The organism is Streptococcus mitis, assembly GCF_003942765.1.
In the GTDB taxonomy this organism is placed as follows: domain Bacteria; phylum Bacillota; class Bacilli; order Lactobacillales; family Streptococcaceae; genus Streptococcus; species Streptococcus mitis_BE.
The window spans coordinates 203,994-223,517 of sequence record NZ_RJNW01000004.1 but is presented as its reverse complement, the minus strand read 5'-3'; the positions used below and the strand labels follow the sequence as shown (position 1 = coordinate 223,517).

The 19,524-nt window shown below is 42.2% G+C and carries 15 protein-coding genes; 10 read left to right on the top strand and 5 right to left on the bottom strand.

The genetic code is table 11. The features are described from left to right. Nucleotides 1-47 precede the first annotated feature (47 nt). The 8 genes from D8849_RS07695 to pepC all read left to right on the top strand — a co-directional run bounded on the left by D8849_RS07695 (nt 48) and on the right by pepC (nt 11,959). Nucleotides 48-1,865, top strand: a complete 1,818-nt coding sequence (locus D8849_RS07695; RefSeq protein WP_125386675.1) for an acyltransferase family protein — start codon at nt 48-50, stop codon at nt 1,863-1,865. A gap of 151 nt (nt 1,866-2,016) precedes the next feature. Beyond that, nucleotides 2,017-3,168 carry an N-acetylglucosamine-6-phosphate deacetylase gene (gene nagA, locus D8849_RS07690; protein WP_049551644.1) on the top strand — a complete coding sequence of 384 codons (1,152 nt, stop codon included), beginning with the start codon at nt 2,017-2,019 and terminating at the stop codon, nt 3,166-3,168. Between the two features lie 331 nt (nt 3,169-3,499). Further along, nucleotides 3,500-7,891 carry a PolC-type DNA polymerase III gene (locus D8849_RS07685; RefSeq protein WP_125386674.1) on the top strand — a complete coding sequence of 1,464 codons (4,392 nt, stop codon included), beginning with the start codon at nt 3,500-3,502 and terminating at the stop codon, nt 7,889-7,891. An 18-nt stretch (nt 7,892-7,909) separates the two neighbouring features. Further along, nucleotides 7,910-8,062: a hypothetical protein gene (locus tag D8849_RS07680; RefSeq protein WP_000776626.1), complete on the top strand. Its 153-nt coding sequence runs from the start codon at nt 7,910-7,912 to the stop codon at nt 8,060-8,062. Nucleotides 8,063-8,085: 23 nt separating this feature from the next. Beyond that, complete coding sequence (locus D8849_RS07675) at nt 8,086-9,327, top strand: aminopeptidase (protein ID WP_125386673.1); 1,242 nt, start codon at nt 8,086-8,088, stop codon at nt 9,325-9,327. A gap of 9 nt (nt 9,328-9,336) precedes the next feature. Beyond that, nucleotides 9,337-9,567 carry a GlsB/YeaQ/YmgE family stress response membrane protein gene (locus tag D8849_RS07670; RefSeq protein ID WP_000901572.1) on the top strand — a complete coding sequence of 77 codons (231 nt, stop codon included), beginning with the start codon at nt 9,337-9,339 and terminating at the stop codon, nt 9,565-9,567. Between the two features lie 223 nt (nt 9,568-9,790). Beyond that, the gene (locus D8849_RS07660; RefSeq protein ID WP_125386672.1) at nt 9,791-10,513 is read left to right on the top strand and encodes a pseudouridine synthase; all 723 of its coding nucleotides are present in this window, start codon (nt 9,791-9,793) and stop codon (nt 10,511-10,513) included. 111 nt (nt 10,514-10,624) lie between these two features. Next, nucleotides 10,625-11,959 carry an aminopeptidase C gene (gene pepC / locus D8849_RS07650; protein WP_125386670.1) on the top strand — a complete coding sequence of 445 codons (1,335 nt, stop codon included), beginning with the start codon at nt 10,625-10,627 and terminating at the stop codon, nt 11,957-11,959. A gap of 54 nt (nt 11,960-12,013) precedes the next feature. Here the strand turns inward: pepC and D8849_RS07645 are convergent, their stop codons facing one another. The 5 genes from D8849_RS07645 to D8849_RS07625 all read right to left on the bottom strand — a co-directional run bounded on the left by D8849_RS07645 (nt 12,014) and on the right by D8849_RS07625 (nt 17,117). Beyond that, nucleotides 12,014-12,925 carry a PTS system mannose/fructose/sorbose family transporter subunit IID gene (locus tag D8849_RS07645; RefSeq protein WP_000136858.1) on the bottom strand — a complete coding sequence of 304 codons (912 nt, stop codon included), beginning with the start codon at nt 12,923-12,925 and terminating at the stop codon, nt 12,014-12,016. A gap of 14 nt (nt 12,926-12,939) precedes the next feature. Beyond that, the gene (locus tag D8849_RS07640; protein ID WP_001280328.1) at nt 12,940-13,752 is read right to left on the bottom strand and encodes a PTS mannose/fructose/sorbose transporter subunit IIC; all 813 of its coding nucleotides are present in this window, start codon (nt 13,750-13,752) and stop codon (nt 12,940-12,942) included. A gap of 74 nt (nt 13,753-13,826) precedes the next feature. Further along, nucleotides 13,827-14,816, bottom strand: a complete 990-nt coding sequence (locus D8849_RS07635) for a PTS sugar transporter subunit IIB (protein WP_042749983.1) — start codon at nt 14,814-14,816, stop codon at nt 13,827-13,829. Nucleotides 14,817-15,060: 244 nt separating this feature from the next. Further along, on the bottom strand, nt 15,061-16,080 hold the full coding sequence (adhP, locus tag D8849_RS07630; protein WP_042749984.1) for an alcohol dehydrogenase AdhP: 1,020 nt from the start codon (nt 16,078-16,080) through the stop codon (nt 15,061-15,063). Nucleotides 16,081-16,304: 224 nt separating this feature from the next. Beyond that, nucleotides 16,305-17,117: a Cof-type HAD-IIB family hydrolase gene (locus D8849_RS07625; RefSeq protein WP_125386669.1), complete on the bottom strand. Its 813-nt coding sequence runs from the start codon at nt 17,115-17,117 to the stop codon at nt 16,305-16,307. Nucleotides 17,118-17,306: 189 nt separating this feature from the next. Between D8849_RS07625 and D8849_RS07620 the strand changes: the two genes are divergently transcribed. Further along, nucleotides 17,307-18,725: an NCS2 family permease gene (locus tag D8849_RS07620; protein ID WP_125386668.1), complete on the top strand. Its 1,419-nt coding sequence runs from the start codon at nt 17,307-17,309 to the stop codon at nt 18,723-18,725. 52 nt (nt 18,726-18,777) lie between these two features. After that, nucleotides 18,778-19,485, top strand: a complete 708-nt coding sequence (locus D8849_RS07615; protein ID WP_061590022.1) for a CPBP family intramembrane glutamic endopeptidase — start codon at nt 18,778-18,780, stop codon at nt 19,483-19,485. The last annotated feature ends 39 nt before the right edge of the window (nt 19,486-19,524 follow it).

The following is a 19,524-nucleotide window of genomic DNA, read 5'->3' as shown; positions in this document are numbered from 1 at the left end:
TTTTTTTGATAGAATAAAGTGTATAATGAAAGGGAGAATAAACTCGTATGCGCATTAAATGGTTTTCCTTGATTAGGATTACAGGTTTACTTTTGGTACTCTTGTATCATTTCTTTCAGACGATCTTTCCTGGAGGATTTTTCGGGGTAGATGTCTTTTTTACATTTTCAGGTTTCCTGATTACAGCTCTACTTATCGAAGAATTTTCTAAAAATCATGAAATTGATTTGGTTGGATTTTTTAGGAGACGCTTTTATCGGATTGTGCCACCTGTGGTTTTGATGGTCTTGGTAACCATGCCCTTTACTTTTCTAGTTCGCCAAGATTATGTGGCTGGAATTGGGGGTCAGATTGCGGGTGTCTTAGGCTTCATGACCAACTTCTATGAGCTCCTAACAGGTGGGAGTTATGAATCTCGGTTCATTCCACATTTGTTTGTTCATAATTGGAGCTTGGCTGTTGAGGTTCACTACTATATCCTCTGGGGATTGGCAGTTTGGTTCTTATCCAAACAGGCTAAATCAAATGGTCAGTTGAAGGGGATGGTCTTTCTCTTATCTGCTGCTGCCTTCTTGATCAGCTTCTTCTCCATGTTTATTGGTAGTTTTCTAGTAACTTCTTATTCTTCTGTTTACTTCTCTAGTTTAACTCATGTCTATCCATTCTTTTTGGGAAGTATCTTAGCAACGATTGTAGGTGTTCGTCAGACAACTTCTTTAGTTAAGCAGTTGAATAAAATCTGGGATTTACGAAAGACCCTTTTAGTTTTTGGAGGAGGTTTTGGCTTCTTACTCATTTTGACCTTCTTTGTCAAATTTACCTATCTCTTTGCCTATCTTATGGGCTTCTTGCTTGCCAGTCTTGCAGCCCTTGCTATGATTTTGGCGGCGCGTGTCTTACATGAAAAGACTCCTAACGTGCAGGAGCCAAAGATGATCAGCTTTTTAGCGGATACTAGCTATGCGGTTTATCTTTTCCATTGGCCTTTCTACATTATTTTCTCACAGTTGACATCAAATCTTCTTGCTGTGTTATTAACTTTGATTTTTTCTTATGGATTTGCCAGCCTATCATTTTATGTACTGGAACCTTGGATTGCAGGAAAGGACACACCTATTCTACAAACTCTTCGTCCCCTGCCTCATATTCACACAATCCTTGCAGCAAGTACAGGAATCCTGGCCTTCATTGTCTTCTTAGTGACTCTGTTGGCACCACAAGTGGGAGATTTTGAGACAGACTTAACTGTCAATGGCTTGAAGCAAGCTGCAACAAATATTAGCCAGACCAAGGTGATGACAGAACGAGCAGAAGCTGATAGTTTAGGAATTGCTGATGGCACTATGTTAATTGGTGATTCGGTAGCGCTAAGAGCTAATACAGCTTTGCAGACAGCCCTTCCTGGAGCACAGATTAATGCACAAGTCAGCAGAACAACCAAGACTGCCAATGAAATCATGCTAAATAATAGCCAGAATAAATTTCTACCAAAGATGGTGGTTATTGCAACTGGGGTAAATAATCCTGAAAATTACAAGGAAGATTGGGATAGCATCGTGAAAAATCTTCCTAAGGGCCACCATATGGTTTTGGTGACTCCTTATGAAGGAGATAAGACAAAAGAGACCTATGCAATCGTTGAGAAAGAGGCTGCCTATATGAGAGAATTGGCAGAGAAGACTCCTTACGTCACGATAGCAGATTGGAACCAAGTTGCTAAAGAGCATCCAGAAATCTGGACAGGAACAGACCAAGTCCATTTTGGAAGTGACAATAGTAAAATTGAAGCAGGAGCAAAATTGTATGCAGATACCATTGCTACAGCCTTGCAAACAGCTCAAGACAAGCCAGTCAAATCAAAATAACTTGTATTTAAAAGAGAAGAGTTGGAAAAATCCAGCTCTTTTAAAATATCTCTAGAAAATAGGTCTATACCATTTACAAATAAAAAAGAAAGGTTTATAATGTAATTGACATAATAAATTGTGGAATCAATCTTTTAAGGAGGTTAACATTATGCCTAACTATATTAAAGCGGATCAATTTTTCTACCCACACGGAGTTCGTCGTGGTGGTTACTTGGAACTTGTGGATGGCAAGTTTGGAAAACATGTCGAGCAGATTCCTGAGGGAGCGGAGATTATTGACTATACAGGTTATAGCATTGCTCCAGGACTTGTAGATACCCACATTCATGGATTTGGCGGTGTAGATGTTATGGATAATAATATCGAAGGAACCCTTCATACCATGAGTGAAGGACTCCTCAGCATGGGGGTAACGAGCTTCTTGCCAACCACTTTGACATCATCTTATGAGCAATTGCTCGCGGTAACTGAAAATATTGGTGCTCGTTACCAGGAAGCAAGTGGAGCCAAGATTCGTGGAATCTATTTCGAAGGGCCTTATTTCACAGAGAAATACAAGGGGGCTCAAAACCCTGCCTACATGAAAGATCCTCGCATGGATGAGTTTCGTACTTGGCAAAAAGCAGCAAATGGCTTGCTTAATAAAATTGCCCTTGCGCCAGAACGTGAAGGTGTAGAAGACTTTGTTCGTACGGTTACGGGCGAAGGTGTGACGGTTGCTCTTGGGCACTCAAACGCGACTTTTGATGAAGCTAAAAAAGCAGTCGATGCTGGAGCGAGTGTTTGGGTACACGCCTACAATGGCATGCGTGGGTTAACTCACCGCGAACTGGGTATGGTTGGAGCCATGTACCAATTGCCACATACCTATGCAGAGTTGATCTGTGACGGTCATCACGTAGATCCAAAAGCCTGCGAAATTCTTATCAAACAAAAAGGAACTGAAAATATTGCCCTTATCACAGACTGTATGACAGCGGGTGGATTGGAAGACGGCGACTACATGTTGGGAGAATTCCCAGTTGTCGTTGCAAATGGAACTGCACGCCTCAAATCGACAGGTAACTTGGCGGGTTCTATTCTCAAACTCAAAGACGGTTTGAAAAATGTTGTCGACTGGAACATTGCCTCTCCACACGAAGCAGTTATGATGGCTAGCTTCAACCCAGCAAAATCTGTTCACATTGATGATGTTTGTGGCCAAATCCGTGAAGGCTATGACGCGGACTTTATCGTACTAGATAAAGATTTAGAATTGGTAGCAACCTACCTAGATGGCGTGAAACGTTATCAAGCATAAGATAGAAAGCAGAAGTTAAAGACTGATTTCTTTTCAGGTTTTCTAAAGAATCAATTGCACCCCAAAAGTTAGATTTTTTCCGACTAACTTTCGGGGTGTTTTCGTTATGTGTAAAACAGAACTAAATTCACTAGGTAAATTATTCATCTAACTTTTTTGGGGAGGGAGTACTGTTTGGAAGATTTTTTAATTTCCCTAGGTAAATATCCTTAAATGAGGAGTAAGGATATACATAAGAAAATTCTTTGTTGTCTTGAAGTGGCTTCCTTTTGTCTTTAGAAAATACCTCTAAATATGGTAAAATAGTAGAAGAATAATGTGAGGAAAATGAATGTCAAATAGTTTTGAAATTTTGATGAATCAATTGGGGATGCCTGCTGAAATGAGACAGGATCCTGCTTTTGCACAGGCCGATATTGAGCGAGTTGTGCTTCATAAAATTAGTAAGGTATGGGAGTTTCATTTCGTATTTTCTAATATTTTACCGATTGAAATCTTTTTAGAATTGAAGAAAGGCTTGAGCGAAGAATTTTCTAAGACAGGTAATAAAGCAATTTTTGAAATCAAGGCTCTGTCTCAAGAATTTTCAAATCAACTCTTGCAGTCCTACTATAGGGAGGCTTTTTCTGAGGGGCCATGTGCTAGTCAAGGTTTTAAGTCCCTTTATCAGAATTTGCGAGTTCGTGCGGAGGGCAATCAGCTATTTATTGAAGGATCTGAGGCGATTGATAAGGAGCATTTTAAGAAAAATCACCTTCCTAATTTAGCGAAACAACTTGAAAAGTTTGGTTTTCCAGCTTTTAATTGTCAAGTAGAGAAGAATGATGTCCTGACACAAGAGCAGGAAGAGGCCTTTCATGCTGAAAATGAGCAGATTGTTCAAGCTGCTAACGAGGAAGCGCTCCGTGCTATGGAACAACTAGAACAGATGGCACCTCCTCCAGCGGAAGAGAAACCATCCTTTGATTTTCAAGCTAAAAAAGCTGCAGCTAAACTCAAGCTAGATAAGGCAGAGATTACTCCTATGATCGAAGTGTCGACGGAGGAAAATCGTCTGGTTTTTGAAGGGGTTGTGTTTGATGTGGAGCAAAAAGTGACCAGAACAGGGCGTGTTTTGATCAACTTTAAAATGACGGACTACACTTCAAGTTTTTCTATGCAAAAGTGGGTTAAGAACGAGGAAGAGGCCCAGAAGTTTGATCTAATTAAGAAAAATTCTTGGCTCCGAGTGCGTGGGAATGTGGAGATGAATAACTTCACACGAGATTTGACTATGAACGTGCAGGATGTGCAGGAAGTTGTTCACTATGAGCGGAAGGATTTAATGCCAGAAGGAGAACGGCGGGTTGAGTTTCATGCTCATACTAATATGTCGACCATGGATGCACTACCAGAGGTAGAAGAGATCGTTGCGACAGCTGCTAAGTGGGGACACAAGGCGGTTGCCATCACGGACCATGGAAATGTTCAGTCCTTCCCACACGGCTATAAGGCGGCTAAGAAAGCGGGAATCCAGCTGATCTATGGTATGGAAGCCAATATCGTGGAGGACCGTGTTCCTATCGTCTATAACGAAGTGGAGAAGGACTTGTCGGAAGCGACCTACGTGGTTTTTGACGTGGAAACGACGGGGCTATCAGCCATTTATAATGACTTGATTCAGGTTGCGGCCTCTAAGATGTACAAGGGGAATGTCATTGCTGAATTTGATGAATTTATCAATCCTGGGCATCCCTTGTCAGCTTTTACTATTGAGTTGACTGGAATTACAGATGACCATGTCAAAAATGCCAAGCCACTGGAACAAGTTTTGCAAGAATTCCAAGAATTCTGCAAGGATACAGTCTTAGTTGCCCATAATGCTACCTTTGACGTTGGCTTTATGAATGCCAATTATGAGCGTCATGGTCTGCCAAAGATTAGTCAGCCAGTGATTGATACGCTGGAGTTTGCTAGAAACCTCTATCCTGAGTACAAACGTCATGGTTTGGGACCTTTGACCAAGCGTTTTGGTGTGGCCTTAGAACATCACCACATGGCCAACTACGATGCGGAAGCTACTGGTCGTCTGCTCTTTATTTTTATCAAAGAAGTAGCAGAAAAACATGGTGTGACCGATCTAGCTAGACTCAACATTGATTTGATTAGTTCAGATTCTTATAAAAAAGCTCGGATTAAACATGCGACAATTTATGTCAAGAATCAAGTAGGGCTAAAAAATATCTTTAAGCTGGTTTCCTTGTCTAATACCAAGTACTTTGAAGGAGTGCCACGGATTCCGAGAACAGTTCTAGATGCTCATCGGGAAGGTTTGATTTTAGGTTCAGCTTGCTCTGAAGGTGAAGTTTTTGATGCAGTCGTTTCCCAGGGCGTGGATGCGGCGGTTGAGGTGGCCAAGTATTATGACTTTATTGAGGTCATGCCACCAGCTATCTATGCTCCCTTGATTGCCAAGGAGCAGGTCAAGGATATGGAAGAACTCCAGACTATTATCAAAAGTTTGATAGAGGTGGGAGACCGCCTTGGCAAGCCTGTTCTTGCTACGGGGAATGTCCATTATATCGAACCAGAAGAAGAGATTTACCGTGAAATTATCGTCCGTAGTTTGGGGCAGGGGGCTATGATTAACCGGACTATTGGTCATGGCGAACATGCCCAACCGGCACCACTTCCAAAGACTCATTTTCGAACAACCAATGAGATGTTGGATGAATTTGCCTTCTTAGGAGAGGAATTAGCTCGGAAATTGGTCATTGAAAACACCAATGCCTTGGCAGAAATCTTTGAACCCGTTGAGGTTGTTAAGGGTGACTTGTACACGCCTTTCATCGACAAGGCTGAAGAAACAGTTGCTGAGTTGACCTATAAGAAAGCTTTTGAGATTTATGGAAATCCACTGCCAGATATTGTTGATTTGCGGATTGAAAAAGAATTAACATCCATTCTGGGGAATGGCTTTGCCGTGATTTATCTGGCCTCGCAGATGCTGGTACAACGTTCTAATGAACGGGGTTACTTGGTTGGTTCTCGTGGGTCTGTCGGATCTAGTTTTGTTGCGACTATGATTGGGATTACGGAGGTTAATCCTCTCTCCCCTCACTATGTCTGTGGTCAGTGTCAGTATAGTGAGTTTATCACCGATGGTTCTTATGGTTCAGGATTTGATATGCCTAATAAGGACTGTCCTAAATGTGGTCACAAACTAAGTAAAAACGGACAGGATATTCCGTTTGAAACCTTCCTTGGTTTTGATGGGGACAAGGTTCCCGATATTGACTTGAACTTCTCGGGAGAAGATCAGCCTAGTGCTCACTTGGATGTGCGTGATATCTTTGGTGAGGAATATGCCTTCCGTGCAGGAACGGTTGGTACGGTGGCTGCCAAGACTGCCTATGGTTTTGTCAAGGGCTATGAGAGAGATTATGGCAAGTTTTATCGTGATGCAGAGGTGGAACGTCTTGCCCAAGGTGCTGCTGGTGTCAAGCGGACAACAGGACAACACCCTGGGGGAATCGTTGTTATTCCTAACTACATGGATGTCTATGATTTTACGCCTGTCCAGTATCCAGCAGATGACGTGACAGCTGAATGGCAGACCACTCACTTTAACTTCCATGATATCGACGAGAACGTCCTCAAACTCGATGTACTGGGACATGATGATCCGACTATGATTCGAAAACTCCAAGACTTGTCTGGGATTGATCCTAATGAAATTCCTATGGATGACGAAGGCGTGATGGCCCTCTTTTCAGGGACAGATGTGCTAGGGGTAACACCTGAGCAAATCGGAACGCCTACGGGCATGCTGGGGATTCCAGAGTTTGGAACCAACTTTGTCCGAGGGATGGTCGATGAAACCCATCCGACGACTTTTGCAGAATTGCTTCAGTTGTCAGGGTTGTCCCACGGTACCGATGTTTGGTTGGGCAATGCCCAAGATTTGATTAAACAAGGGATTGCTGACTTATCGACTGTTATCGGTTGTCGGGACGACATCATGGTTTACCTCATGCACGCGGGTCTAGAACCTAAGATGGCCTTTACCATCATGGAACGGGTACGTAAGGGCTTGTGGCTCAAGATTTCTGAAGAAGAGAGAAATGGCTATATCGAAGCTATGAAGGCCAATAAGGTACCAGAGTGGTATATCGAGTCCTGTGGGAAAATTAAGTACATGTTCCCTAAAGCCCATGCGGCAGCCTACGTTATGATGGCCTTGCGTGTAGCTTACTTCAAGGTTCACCATCCCATTTATTATTACTGTGCTTACTTCTCCATCCGTGCTAAGGCTTTTGATATCAAGACCATGGGTGCGGGCTTGGATGCCATCAAACGCAGAATGGAAGAAATCTCTGAAAAACGGAAGAACAATGAGGCTTCTAATGTGGAAATCGATCTCTATACAACTCTTGAGATTGTCAATGAGATGTGGGAGCGTGGTTTCAAGTTTGGAAAACTCGATCTCTATCGTAGTCAGGCGACAGAGTTCCTTATCGATGGGGATACCCTCATTCCGCCATTTGTAGCAATGGATGGTCTGGGAGAGAACGTTGCTAAGCAGTTGGTGCGAGCGCGTGAAGAGGGAGAATTCCTGTCTAAAACAGAGCTACGCAAACGTGGCGGACTCTCATCAACCTTGGTTGAAAAGATGGATGAAATGGGTATTCTTGGAAATATGCCAGAGGATAATCAGTTGAGTTTGTTTGATGAGTTGTTTTAAGGTCTTGGAGGAAAAAAGATGAAACTAAGAATTTTTGCGGAAGACAAGCCGGCTGAGAAGGTATTTGAATATCAATTAGAACTTGCTGATCAGACGATTCTTCTATCGACAGCACTCTTGTCAGGTGCTATTGCACTAGCAGGATTATTCTCTGCTTTGAAAGAAAAATAAACAAAAAGAAAAGGAAGAATAGAATGGTTTTACCAAATTTTAAAGAAAATCTAGAAAAATATGCGAAATTGTTGGTTGCGAACGGAATTAATGTGCAACCTGGTCACACTTTGGCTCTCTCTATCGATGTGGAGCAACGTGAGTTGGCTCACTTAATCGTCAAAGAAGCTTATGTCTTGGGTGCGCACGAGGTTATCGTTCAGTGGACAGATGATGTCATTAACCGTGAGAAATTCCTCCATGCGCCGATGGAGCGTTTGGACAATGTGCCAGAATACAAGATTGCTGAGATGAACTATCTTTTAGAGAACAAAGCTAGCCGTCTTGGGGTTCGTTCATCTGATCCAGGTGCCTTGAACGGAGTGGATGCTGATAAGCTTTCAGCTTCTGCTAAAGCTATGGGACTTGCCATGAAGCCAATGCGTATCGCAACTCAATCCAACAAGGTTAGCTGGACTGTAGCAGCCGCTGCTGGACTTGAGTGGGCTAAGAAAGTCTTTCCAAATGCTGCGAGCGACGAAGAAGCAGTCGATCTCCTTTGGGATCAAATCTTCAAAACTTGCCGTGTCTACGAAGCAGATCCTGTTAAGGCTTGGGAAGAGCATGCAGCTATACTCAAGAGTAAGGCAGATATGCTTAATAAAGAACAATTTTCAGCCCTTCACTACACAGCGCCAGGAACAGATTTGACACTTGGTTTGCCGAAAAACCATGTTTGGGAATCAGCTGGTGCTATCAATGCACAGGGTGAAGGATTCTTGCCAAATATGCCGACAGAAGAAGTCTTCACAGCACCTGACTTCCGTCGTGCAGATGGTTATGTCACTTCTACAAAACCGCTTAGCTATAATGGAAATATCATCGAAGGAATTAAAGTAACCTTCAAGGATGGACAAATCGTGGATATTTCAGCTGAGAAGGGTGATCAGGTCATGAAAGACCTTGTCTTTGAAAATGCGGGTGCGCGTGCCTTGGGTGAATGTGCCTTGGTACCAGATCCAAGCCCAATTTCTCAGTCAGGCATTACCTTCTTTAATACCCTTTTCGATGAGAATGCGTCAAATCACTTGGCTATTGGTGCAGCCTATGCAACTAGCGTTGTTGGTGGAGCGGAGATGAGCGAAGAGGAGCTTGAAGCTGCGGGGCTTAACCGTTCAGATGTTCACGTAGACTTTATGATTGGTTCTAGCCAAATGGATATCGATGGTATCCGTGAGGATGGGACACGTGTACCACTCTTCCGTAACGGAGATTGGACAAATTAAGGAGATAATATGTTAGGAAGTATGTTCGTTGGTCTCCTAGTGGGATTTTTAGCAGGTACTCTGACCAATCGTGGAGAACGAATGGGATGTTTTGGAAAAATGTTTCTAGGCTGGATTGGTGCCTTTATAGGCCATTTACTTTTTGGGACTTGGGGACCGATAATAGCAGGAACTGCCATTATTCCGGCAGTACTAGGTTCCATGATTGTCTTAGCGATTTTCTGGAGACGAGGAAGTTAATTTCTTAAATCTGATACTCAGTGAAAATCAAAGAGCAAACTAGGAAACTAGCCGCAGGCTGCTCAAAGCACTGCTTTGCGGTTGTAGATAGAACTGACGAAGTCAGTAACATCTATACGGCAAGGCGACGTTGATGCGGTTTGAAGAGATTTTTGAAGAGTATGAAACGAAAAGGAGGTTGGTCATTGTACCCGCCTCCTTTTGAGTGTGATATAATAGTTCTATGAGATTAGATAAATTTTTAGTTGCCTGCGCTGTGGGGAGTCGGACTGAGGTCAAAAACATGCTCAAGGCTGGGCGCGTGACTGTAAATGGTAAAAAAGAAAAATCAGCTAAATTGCAGATTGATGAAAAAATAGATGAGATTCGCTTTGATGGGCAAGTGTTGGAGTATGAAGAGTTTGTCTACTACATGATGAACAAGCCCAAAGGAGTTATCTCAGCGACTGAGGATCCTAAGCACAGAACCGTTCTGGACTTGCTGGATGATATTGCTCGGAGCAAGGAAGTTTTCCCAGTAGGACGCTTGGATATTGACACGCATGGTCTTTTACTCTTGACCAATGATGGTCAGCTGGCCCATGCTCTTCTTTCGCCTAAGCATCATGTGGACAAGACTTATCTGGCACAAGTCAAGGGAATTATGACCCAAGAAGACGTGGAGATATTTGCCAAGGGAATTCCTCTTAAAGACTTTACTTGTCAGCCTGCTATACTGGAGCTTGTGTCCATAGATCAAGAAAAGAATCAAAGCCAAATTCGTGTGACCATTGCAGAAGGGAAGTTCCATCAGGTCAAACGAATGGTTGCATATTGCGGCAAGGAAGTAGTAGACTTGCAACGTTTGACTATGGGAACTTTAGTCTTGGATGAGAACTTGCAACGAGGAGAATGGCGTCGCTTGACCAAGGAAGAGTTAGAAGTTCTCCTTGCGAGTATTGCTTAATTGGGTTTATGTTAGAAAAAGGTGAGGAAGAATATCCTTGCCTTTTATGTTTTTCAGTTGCTTCCTTTGTGAAAAGCGTTATAATAGACTGTAGAATAAAAGGAGGAATCTATGAACGCGATTCAAGAATCATTTACTGATAAACTATTTGCCAACTATGAAGCAAATGTCAAATACCAAGCAATTGAAAATGCTGCCAGCCACAATGGAATTTTTGCAGCCCTAGAACGTCGCCAAAGTCATGTAGACAACACACCTGTTTTCTCATTGGATTTGACCAAGGACAAGGTAACCAACCAGAAAGCATCTGGTCGTTGCTGGATGTTTGCAGCTCTCAACACCTTCCGCCACAAGCTCATCTCACAATATAAATTGGAAAATTTTGAGTTATCACAGGCCCACACCTTCTTCTGGGACAAGTATGAGAAATCAAACTGGTTCTTGGAGCAAGTCATTGCGACTGCAGACCAAGACTTGACGAGCCGTAAGGTTAAATTCCTACTTCAAACTCCACAACAAGACGGTGGTCAGTGGGATATGGTCGTTTCTCTCTTTGAGAAATACGGTGTCGTGCCCAAGTCAGTTTATCCTGAGTCTGTTTCATCTAGTAGCAGCCGTGAGCTAAATGCAATCCTTAACAAATTGCTTCGCCAAGATGCTCAAATCTTGCGTGACTTGCTTGCTTCTGGCGCAGACCAAGTGACTGTTCAAGCTAAGAAAGAAGACCTCTTGCAAGAAATCTTTAATTTCCTTGCGATGTCTTTAGGACTTCCACCACGTAAATTTGACTTTGCTTATCGCGATAAAGATAATAACTACCAAAGCGAAAAGGGGATTACGCCACAAGAATTTTACAAGAAATATGTCAATCTTCCTCTAGAAGATTACGTTTCTGTTATCAATGCTCCCACTGCTGACAAGCCTTACGGTAAATCTTACACAGTTGAGATGTTAGGAAATGTAGTTGGTAGCCGTGCAGTTCGCTACATCAACGTACCGATGGAGCGCTTGAAAGAATTGGCGATTGCTCAAATGCAAACAGGTGAGACTGTTTGGTTTGGTTCAGATGTCGGTCAGCTCAGCAACCGTAAAGCTGGAATCCTTGCGACAGATGTTTATGACTTTGAATCAAGCATGGACATTCAACTTACTCAAGACAAGGCTGGACGTTTGGATTACAGCGAAAGCTTGATGACTCACGCTATGGTCTTGACAGGTGTTGATTTGGACGAAAATGGGAAGTCAACCAAGTGGAAGGTTGAAAACTCATGGGGAGACAAGGTCGGTACAGATGGTTACTTTGTTGCCTCAGACGCTTGGATGGACGAATATACTTACCAAATCGTTGTTCGCAAAGAATTGCTGACAGCCGAAGAACAAGCTGCCTATGAAGCAGAACCAATTGTACTTGCACCATGGGATCCAATGGGAGCCTTGGCAAAATAAAAGCATAGAAAAAAGGAATCAGGTTTAGAACCTGGTTCCTTTTGAATTTCTTGATTACATGATACCGAAGAAACGAGCTGCGATACCTACTGCAAAGAGTGCAAGGATGATTGAGATAGGTGATACTTTTTTCTTAAGCAACCACATGCAAAGGAAAGTAAGGAGAAGTCCCATCAATCCTGGAATCAATGAGTTCAACTGACCTTGAAGGGTTTGTGGTTGAATCTTGTCTAAGCTCAATCCACCAAGTGCTTGACCAAGGATACCTTTCAATTCAGCACCTGATACAGGTCCTTCTGGGAAGTTGATGTAGGCACCTTCAGCCAGTTGTTTACCTGGAAGGTTAACAGTGAAGTTAATCGATACCCAACGTTGTACAAGAACGGCAAGGATGAACATACCAAGGATAGAAGCACCTTTAGTGATGTCTTTCAAGATACCACCAGACATGTCTTTAGTGATTTCAGATCCAGCTTTGTAACCAAACTCTTGTGTGTACCATAGGAAGGCCATACGGATCGCATTCCATCCGAAGAAGAAGAGAAGTGGACCAACCAAGTTACCAGATGCAGCAAGTGATGCACCAAGAGCTCCAAGGATAGGACGAACTGTAAACCAGAATACTGGGTCACCGATACCAGCAAGAGGTCCCATCATACCGATTTTAACCCCTTGGATAGCAGCGTCGTCGATTTCAACACCGTTCGCACGTTCTTCTTCAAGTGCAAGAGTAACCCCCATGATTGGAGCAGCTACGTATGGGTGTGTGTTGAAGAACTCAAGGTGGCGCTCAAGAGCAGCAGCTTGGTCTTCTTTAGTAGTGTACAATTTTTTGATAGCTGGGATTAATGAGTAAGCCCAACCCAAGTTTTGCATACGCTCGTAGTTCCAAGAACCTTGAAGGAATTGTGAACGCCACCAAACTTTTTTACGATCTGATTTTGATAATTGAAGTTTTTCGGTCATGATTGTTCCCCTTTCTAGTAGTCTTCTAGGATATCACCGATTGGGTCGTTAGAAGTCGCAGCTCCGCCGCCACCGTTACCACCTTGTTTTGAAAGGTTAAGGTAGATGAAGGCAAGGGCAACACCGACTACACCAAGGGCAATCAAAGTCAATTGAGAAATGGCAGCAAAAGCAAAACCGATTGCGAAGAATGGCCATACTTCACGAGTTGCCATCATGTTGATAACCATAGCGTAACCAACGGCAACGACCATAGCACCACCGACAGCCATACCACCGTTCAACCAGTCTGGCATCAATTTAAGAGCATCTTGAACGGCAGAAGCTGGGATAGCGATAAGGAAGGCTGCAGGGATCGCAATACGAAGACCTTGAAGAAGAAGTGCGATAAAGTGAGCACGTTCAACAGCCGCAATATTTCCTTCTTTAGCAGCAGCATCTGCAGTGTGAACCAAACCAACTGAGATTGTACGAACAATCATTGTCAAGAAAAGTCCAGCTACGGCAAGAGGGATAGCTGTTGCTGTTGCAACGGCGATACCTTCAGTAGTAAAGTTACCACCTTTGATCAAGATGATTGCTGCGGCAACAGATGCAAGAGCAGCGTCAGGAGCTACGGCAGCTCCGATGTTTGCCCAACCAAGGGCAATCATTTGAAGTGATCCACCAAGCATAACACCTGCTTCGAGGTTACCAGTTGCAAGTCCGATAAGTGTACATGCGACGATTGGTTGATGGAATTGGAATTGGTCGAGGATACCTTCAAGACCTGCAAGGAAGGCAACAACTACAACCAAGACAGCAGAAATAATTGAAATATCTGACATGGTTTTATTCCTTTTCTATTTAATGATAATAAAGTGAAAAATTTTCTTAGAATTCTTCTATAGTTTAATGTCTATTATTGAACGTTGGCTTTGTTAATCAAGTCAAACAAATCTTTTTTGGTGTCGTTTGGTACTTTACGTACGTCAAATTCAACACCGAGGTCACGCATTTTTTCAAATGTAGCAACGTCATCTTTGTCCATAGACAAAACGTTGTTGACCATTGTTTTACCTGTTGAGTGAGCCATTGATCCTACGTTAAGGGTCTTGATTGGCACGCCACCTTCGATTGCACGAAGGGCATCTTGAGGTGTTTCAAACAAGATAAGGGCATGTGTTTCTCCAAAGCGTGGGTCTTTTGAAACCTCGATCAATTTTTGAATTGGAACCACATTGGCTCTGACATTATTTGGAGCCGCTTGTTTAATCAATTCTTTACGAAGGTCGTCGTTGGCAACGTTATCTGAAGCAACAATAATACGGTCTGCTTTTGAATCTGGAGTCCAAGCAGTTGCAACCTGACCGTGAAGTAAACGAGTGTCTAGACGGGCAAGGTTAATCTTGAGTTTTCCATCTCCGATAACAGTGCCTTCTGGTATAGCAGCTTGGGCAACTGGAGCAGCTGCAGCACTTGCAACTTCTTCAACTGGATTTAACTCTTCTGGAAGAGCTTTGATGCCATCTTTGGCTTCTTTGATAATATTCGCAGCGACTTTTTCCACACCTGCTGTAGCGTCCATGAGGCGCTCTGTATAGGCTTGGATTAACATCGGTAAGTTAAGTCCTGTGATGATGGCAAACTTACGCTCAGGATTTTCTCCCATCACGCGACTAGCTTGGTTAAATGGAGATCCACTCCAAAGGTCAGCCAAAACTAGAACCTCATCTTCTGCGTCAAATGCAGCAACAGCGTTATTAAACTTAGCGTATAGATCATCAGGACCTTCATTTGGCATAAAGGTTACAACTTGAACCTTTTCTTGTTCACCAAAGATCATAGATCCTGACTGATGAATACCCGCAGCAAATTCGCCGTGGCTCGCAATAATGATTCCGATACTCATTATTGTCATTCCTCCTTTTTTGTTTTAGTTTTCGTTTAAGAAAACTTTAAGACTAGATAAGTATAAACCGTTTTCATATAAAAAGCAACTATTTGATATAAAATATTCAAGAAAACATTTAAATAGTGTATTTAATGATATTGATATAATAAGGTTTCAAGAAGACATAGTAATTTTTGATATTAAAATTTAATATAAAAAAGTTGGAAGCGCATTCCAACTTTTAAAATAGGTTTTGATTAGATTAGTGGGTGAAGTCAAGTACCATACGTCCTTGGATTTGACCTTTTTCCATTTCGTCGAAAATGGCTACAGCATCTTCTACTGGACGTTTTTGAACAACTGGAACTACTAAACCTTCTGCACCGAATTGGAAGGCTTCTTCCAAGTCTTTACGAGTTCCAACAAGAGAACCGATGACTTGGATTCCATCTAGAACGGTTTTGACGATGCTGAGTTCCATCATTTCAGAAGGAAGACCAACAGCGACTACGCGACCACCAGCACGAACTGAGTCAACAGCCTGGTTGAAGGCAACTTTAGACACAGCAGTTACGACAGCTGAATGAGCTCCACCATCAGTTTTTTCCTTGATGAATCCAGGTACATCTTCAACTTCGAGTCCGTTAATAACAATGTCAGCACCTACTTCTTTTGCAAGGGCAAGTTTGTCACTGTTGATATCAACTGCGATGACATGAGCATTGAATACTTTTTTAGCGTATTGAACAGCTAGGTTACCAAGTCCACCAGCACCGTAAAGAACAACCCATTGGCCTGGTTCAACTTTGGCTTCTTTAATAGCTTTATAGGTTGTTACACCAGCACATGTGATCGAAGAAGCTTGGGCTGGATCAAGTCCGTCAGGAACTTTAACAGCATAGTCTGCAGTTACGATACATTGTTCAGCCATACCACCATCTACTGAGTAGCCGGCATTTTTCACTGTACGGCAAAGGGTTTCGCGGCCAGTAGTACAGTATTCGCAAGTGCCACATCCTTCAAAGAACCAAGCAACGCTGACGCGGTCGCCGACTTTAAGGCTTTTCACATCTGGGGCAATTTCTTTAACGATACCAACACCTTCGTGACCTAGGACACGTCCTGGTACTTGACCAAAGTCACCATGGGCAACGTGGAGGTCAGTGTGGCAAACACCGCAGTATTCAATTTCTACAAGTGCTTCCCCAGTTTCAAGTGGACGGAGTACTTTTTCCTCAATAGCAACACCAGTGCTTTCTGGATTTACAACAACAGCTTTCATAGCTATCCTCCTTGATATTAACTGAGAGCAGGAGAAACAGGACTGGATTGATTTTGTGTCAACAGAGTCGAGTATGACGAGCTCTCTTGTATTTATATGTGAAGTATATCACAAAAGAAAGCCTTTTCCAAGGTTTTGGATGCAAAAAGTAGAATAATCGATTAACTGGTTGATGAGACTGTGAAAAGAGCACAAAGACCAGCTCGCAAGCTGGCCAGTATGGACTATAAGAATAAGTCTTGCAGGGTTTTGGCAACCCCGTCTTGGTCGTTGGTCAGTGAGATTTGCTCATCTGCATAAGGGAGTAGCTCTGGGTTAGCATTTTTCATGGCATAGCCCTTCTCAGCAAAAGCGAGCATTTCGGTATCATTGTGTTCATCTCCAAAAGCAATCAAATCTTTTTTGTCGCGGTTCATTACCTTGAGCAAGTAGTCCAAAGCAAAGGCTTTGTTGACTCCTTTTGGAGTACACTCAAGGATATTGAGCGGACCTCCCCAGGTATTGATAGACAGTTGATGCTGGTAGAAGGCATTCATTTCTTTTGCTAAGGCATACTTGTCACTAGCTCTGGTCTGTAACAAGATACAGTTAGGATCCTTGGTTACCAACTCAGGCTGAAATTGATCTTCAGGCTGGAAAGCTTCAACACCAAATAGTTTGGGATTGGCAATTTCTTCATTAGGATTTGTAATGTAGAATTTTTTACGATATTCTCCAGCGATAAAATCGGCTTGAATGTCCTCTGAACGTTGAACCATATCTAGCAGATATTTTTTGTCTACGGTTAAACACTTTTCAAAGTTCCAAACTTGGTCTGGTAAATGAGTGAGGGAACCGTTGAAGTTAATCATAGGAGTGTCTAAGCCCAGTTCACGGTAAAAATCTTTTGACATACGGTAAGGGCGACCTGTCGTAATAATAACCTGATGGCCTTTTTCAGCAACTTTTTTAATGGTTTTTTTGGTAAAGTCAGAAATTTGACTGTCTGAGTTGAGCAAGGTTCCATCTAGGTCAACTGCAATAATTTTTTTTGTCATATGGACCTTTCTAGTGTCTTTTCAGATAAGATGTCTACTATTATAACAAAAAGCAGGCAGAAAAACAGATTCCAAACAAAAAATAAAATTCCATCAAATTCTTAAATAAATCAAACAAAGATATTGAAAAAGTGAATGATAAATGATATAATTCTATTATTGTTCGTAAAAATTAAAAGGAGATTGATAATGGACAAATTATTTAAACTAAAAGAGAACGGTACAGACGTTCGTACAGAGGTTCTCGCTGGTTTAACAACTTTCTTTGCAATGAGCTATATTCTCTTTGTAAACCCACAAATGCTTTCACAAACAGGGATGCCTGCTCAGGGTGTCTTCCTAGCGACGATTATTGGTGCAGTAGCGGGTACCTTGATGATGGCTTTTTACGCTAACTTACCTTATGCCCAAGCACCAGGTATGGGATTGAATGCCTTCTTTACCTTTACAGTTGTATTCGGGCTTGGTTATTCATGGCAACAAGCCCTAGCTATGGTCTTCATCTGTGGGATTATTTCATTGATTATTACCTTGACAAATGTTCGTAAAATGATCATTGAATCGATTCCAAATGCCCTTCGCTCAGCTATTTCAGCCGGTATCGGTGTCTTCCTCGCCTATGTAGGGATTAAGAATGCTGGACTTTTGAAATTTACGATTGATCCAGGTAACTATACTGTTGTAGGAGAAGGGGCTGACAAAGCTAAAGCAACGATTGCAGCGAACTCTTCAGCGGTTCCAGGATTAGTTGACTTTAATAATCCAGCTGTTTTGGTGGCTCTTGCAGGACTTGCTATCACAATCTTCTTTGTTATCAAAGGAATTAAAGGGGGAATTATCCTCTCTATCTTGACAACAACTGTTCTTGCTATCGCAGTTGGTTTGGTAGATTTGTCTAGTATTGATTTTGCTAATAACCATGTTGGTGCAGCCTTTGAAGATTTGAAGATAGTTTTTGGTGCAGCCCTTGGTTCAGAAGGTTTGGGAGCTTTGATTTCAGATACAGCTCGCTTGCCTGAAACTCTGATGGCCATTCTAGCCTTCTCATTGACAGATATTTTTGACACGATTGGTACCTTGATCGGTACAGGTGAAAAAGTTGGTATCGTAGCGACAAATGGTGAAAACCACCAATCAGCTAAGTTGGACAAGGCTCTTTACTCTGACTTGATTGGTACTTCAATTGGTGCCATCGCTGGTACTTCGAACGTAACGACTTATGTTGAGTCTGCTGCTGGTATCGGTGCAGGTGGACGTACTGGTTTGACAGCCTTGGTCGTGGCAATTTGTTTTGCGATCTCAAGCTTCTTTAGCCCACTTCTAGCGATTGTACCAACAGCCGCTACAGCTCCAATCTTGATTATCGTTGGGATTATGATGTTGGCTAGCTTGAAAAATATCCATTGGGATGATATGTCTGAAGCGGTTCCTGCTTTCTTCACATCTATCTTTATGGGATTCAGCTACTCTATCACTCAAGGGATTGCAGTTGGTTTCTTGACTTACACTTTGACTAAGCTTGTCAAAGGTCAAGCTAAAGATGTTCATGTCATGATTTGGATTTTGGATGCCTTGTTTATCCTTAACTACATCAGCATGGCCTTATAATAGGATTACCCAGGGGGATTTTTCCCCTTTTTTAATACCAAGGAGATAGGTGATGAAAGAGAAAAATATGTGGAAAGAATTATTGAATCGTGCAGGTTGGTTGTTAATCTTTTTGCTGGCGACAATTTTATATCAGATTCCTATAGGGGTTACTGCTATTTTAACTTTAAATGCAGTACCACTGTTGCAGTCAGGGTTGATAGTTGCTGGTATTTCGATTGTAGTTCTGGCACTATTTATTATTGGAGCTCGTAAAACGCAGTTAGCAAGTTTTAATTTTTCTTTTTTTAGAGCGAAGGATTTGGCACGTTTGGGCTTGAGTTATTTAGTTATTATCGGGTCAAATATACTTGGATCTATCTTGTTACAACTGTCAAATGAGACGACAACAAGTAACCAGTCTCAGATTAACGATATGGTTCAGAATAGTTCTCTGATTTCCAGTTTCTTCTTATTGGCCTTGCTTGCTCCAATTTGTGAGGAAATCTTGTGCCGTGGGATTGTTCCTAAAAAGATTTTCCGAGGAAAAGAGAACTTGGGATTTGTAGTTGGTACGATTGTCTTTGCTTTATTGCATCAACCAAGTAATTTACCTTCTTTATTGATTTATGGAGGTATGTCGACAGTTCTATCTTGGACGGCTTACAAGACCCAACGTTTAGAAATGTCTATCTTACTTCACATGATTGTGAATGGGGTTGCTTTCTGTTTGTTGGCTCTCGTGGTGATTTTGAGTCGGACATTAGGGCTTTCTGTTTAAGATTTTTGACAATTGCTTACTTGTTTCTACTGGGAAAAA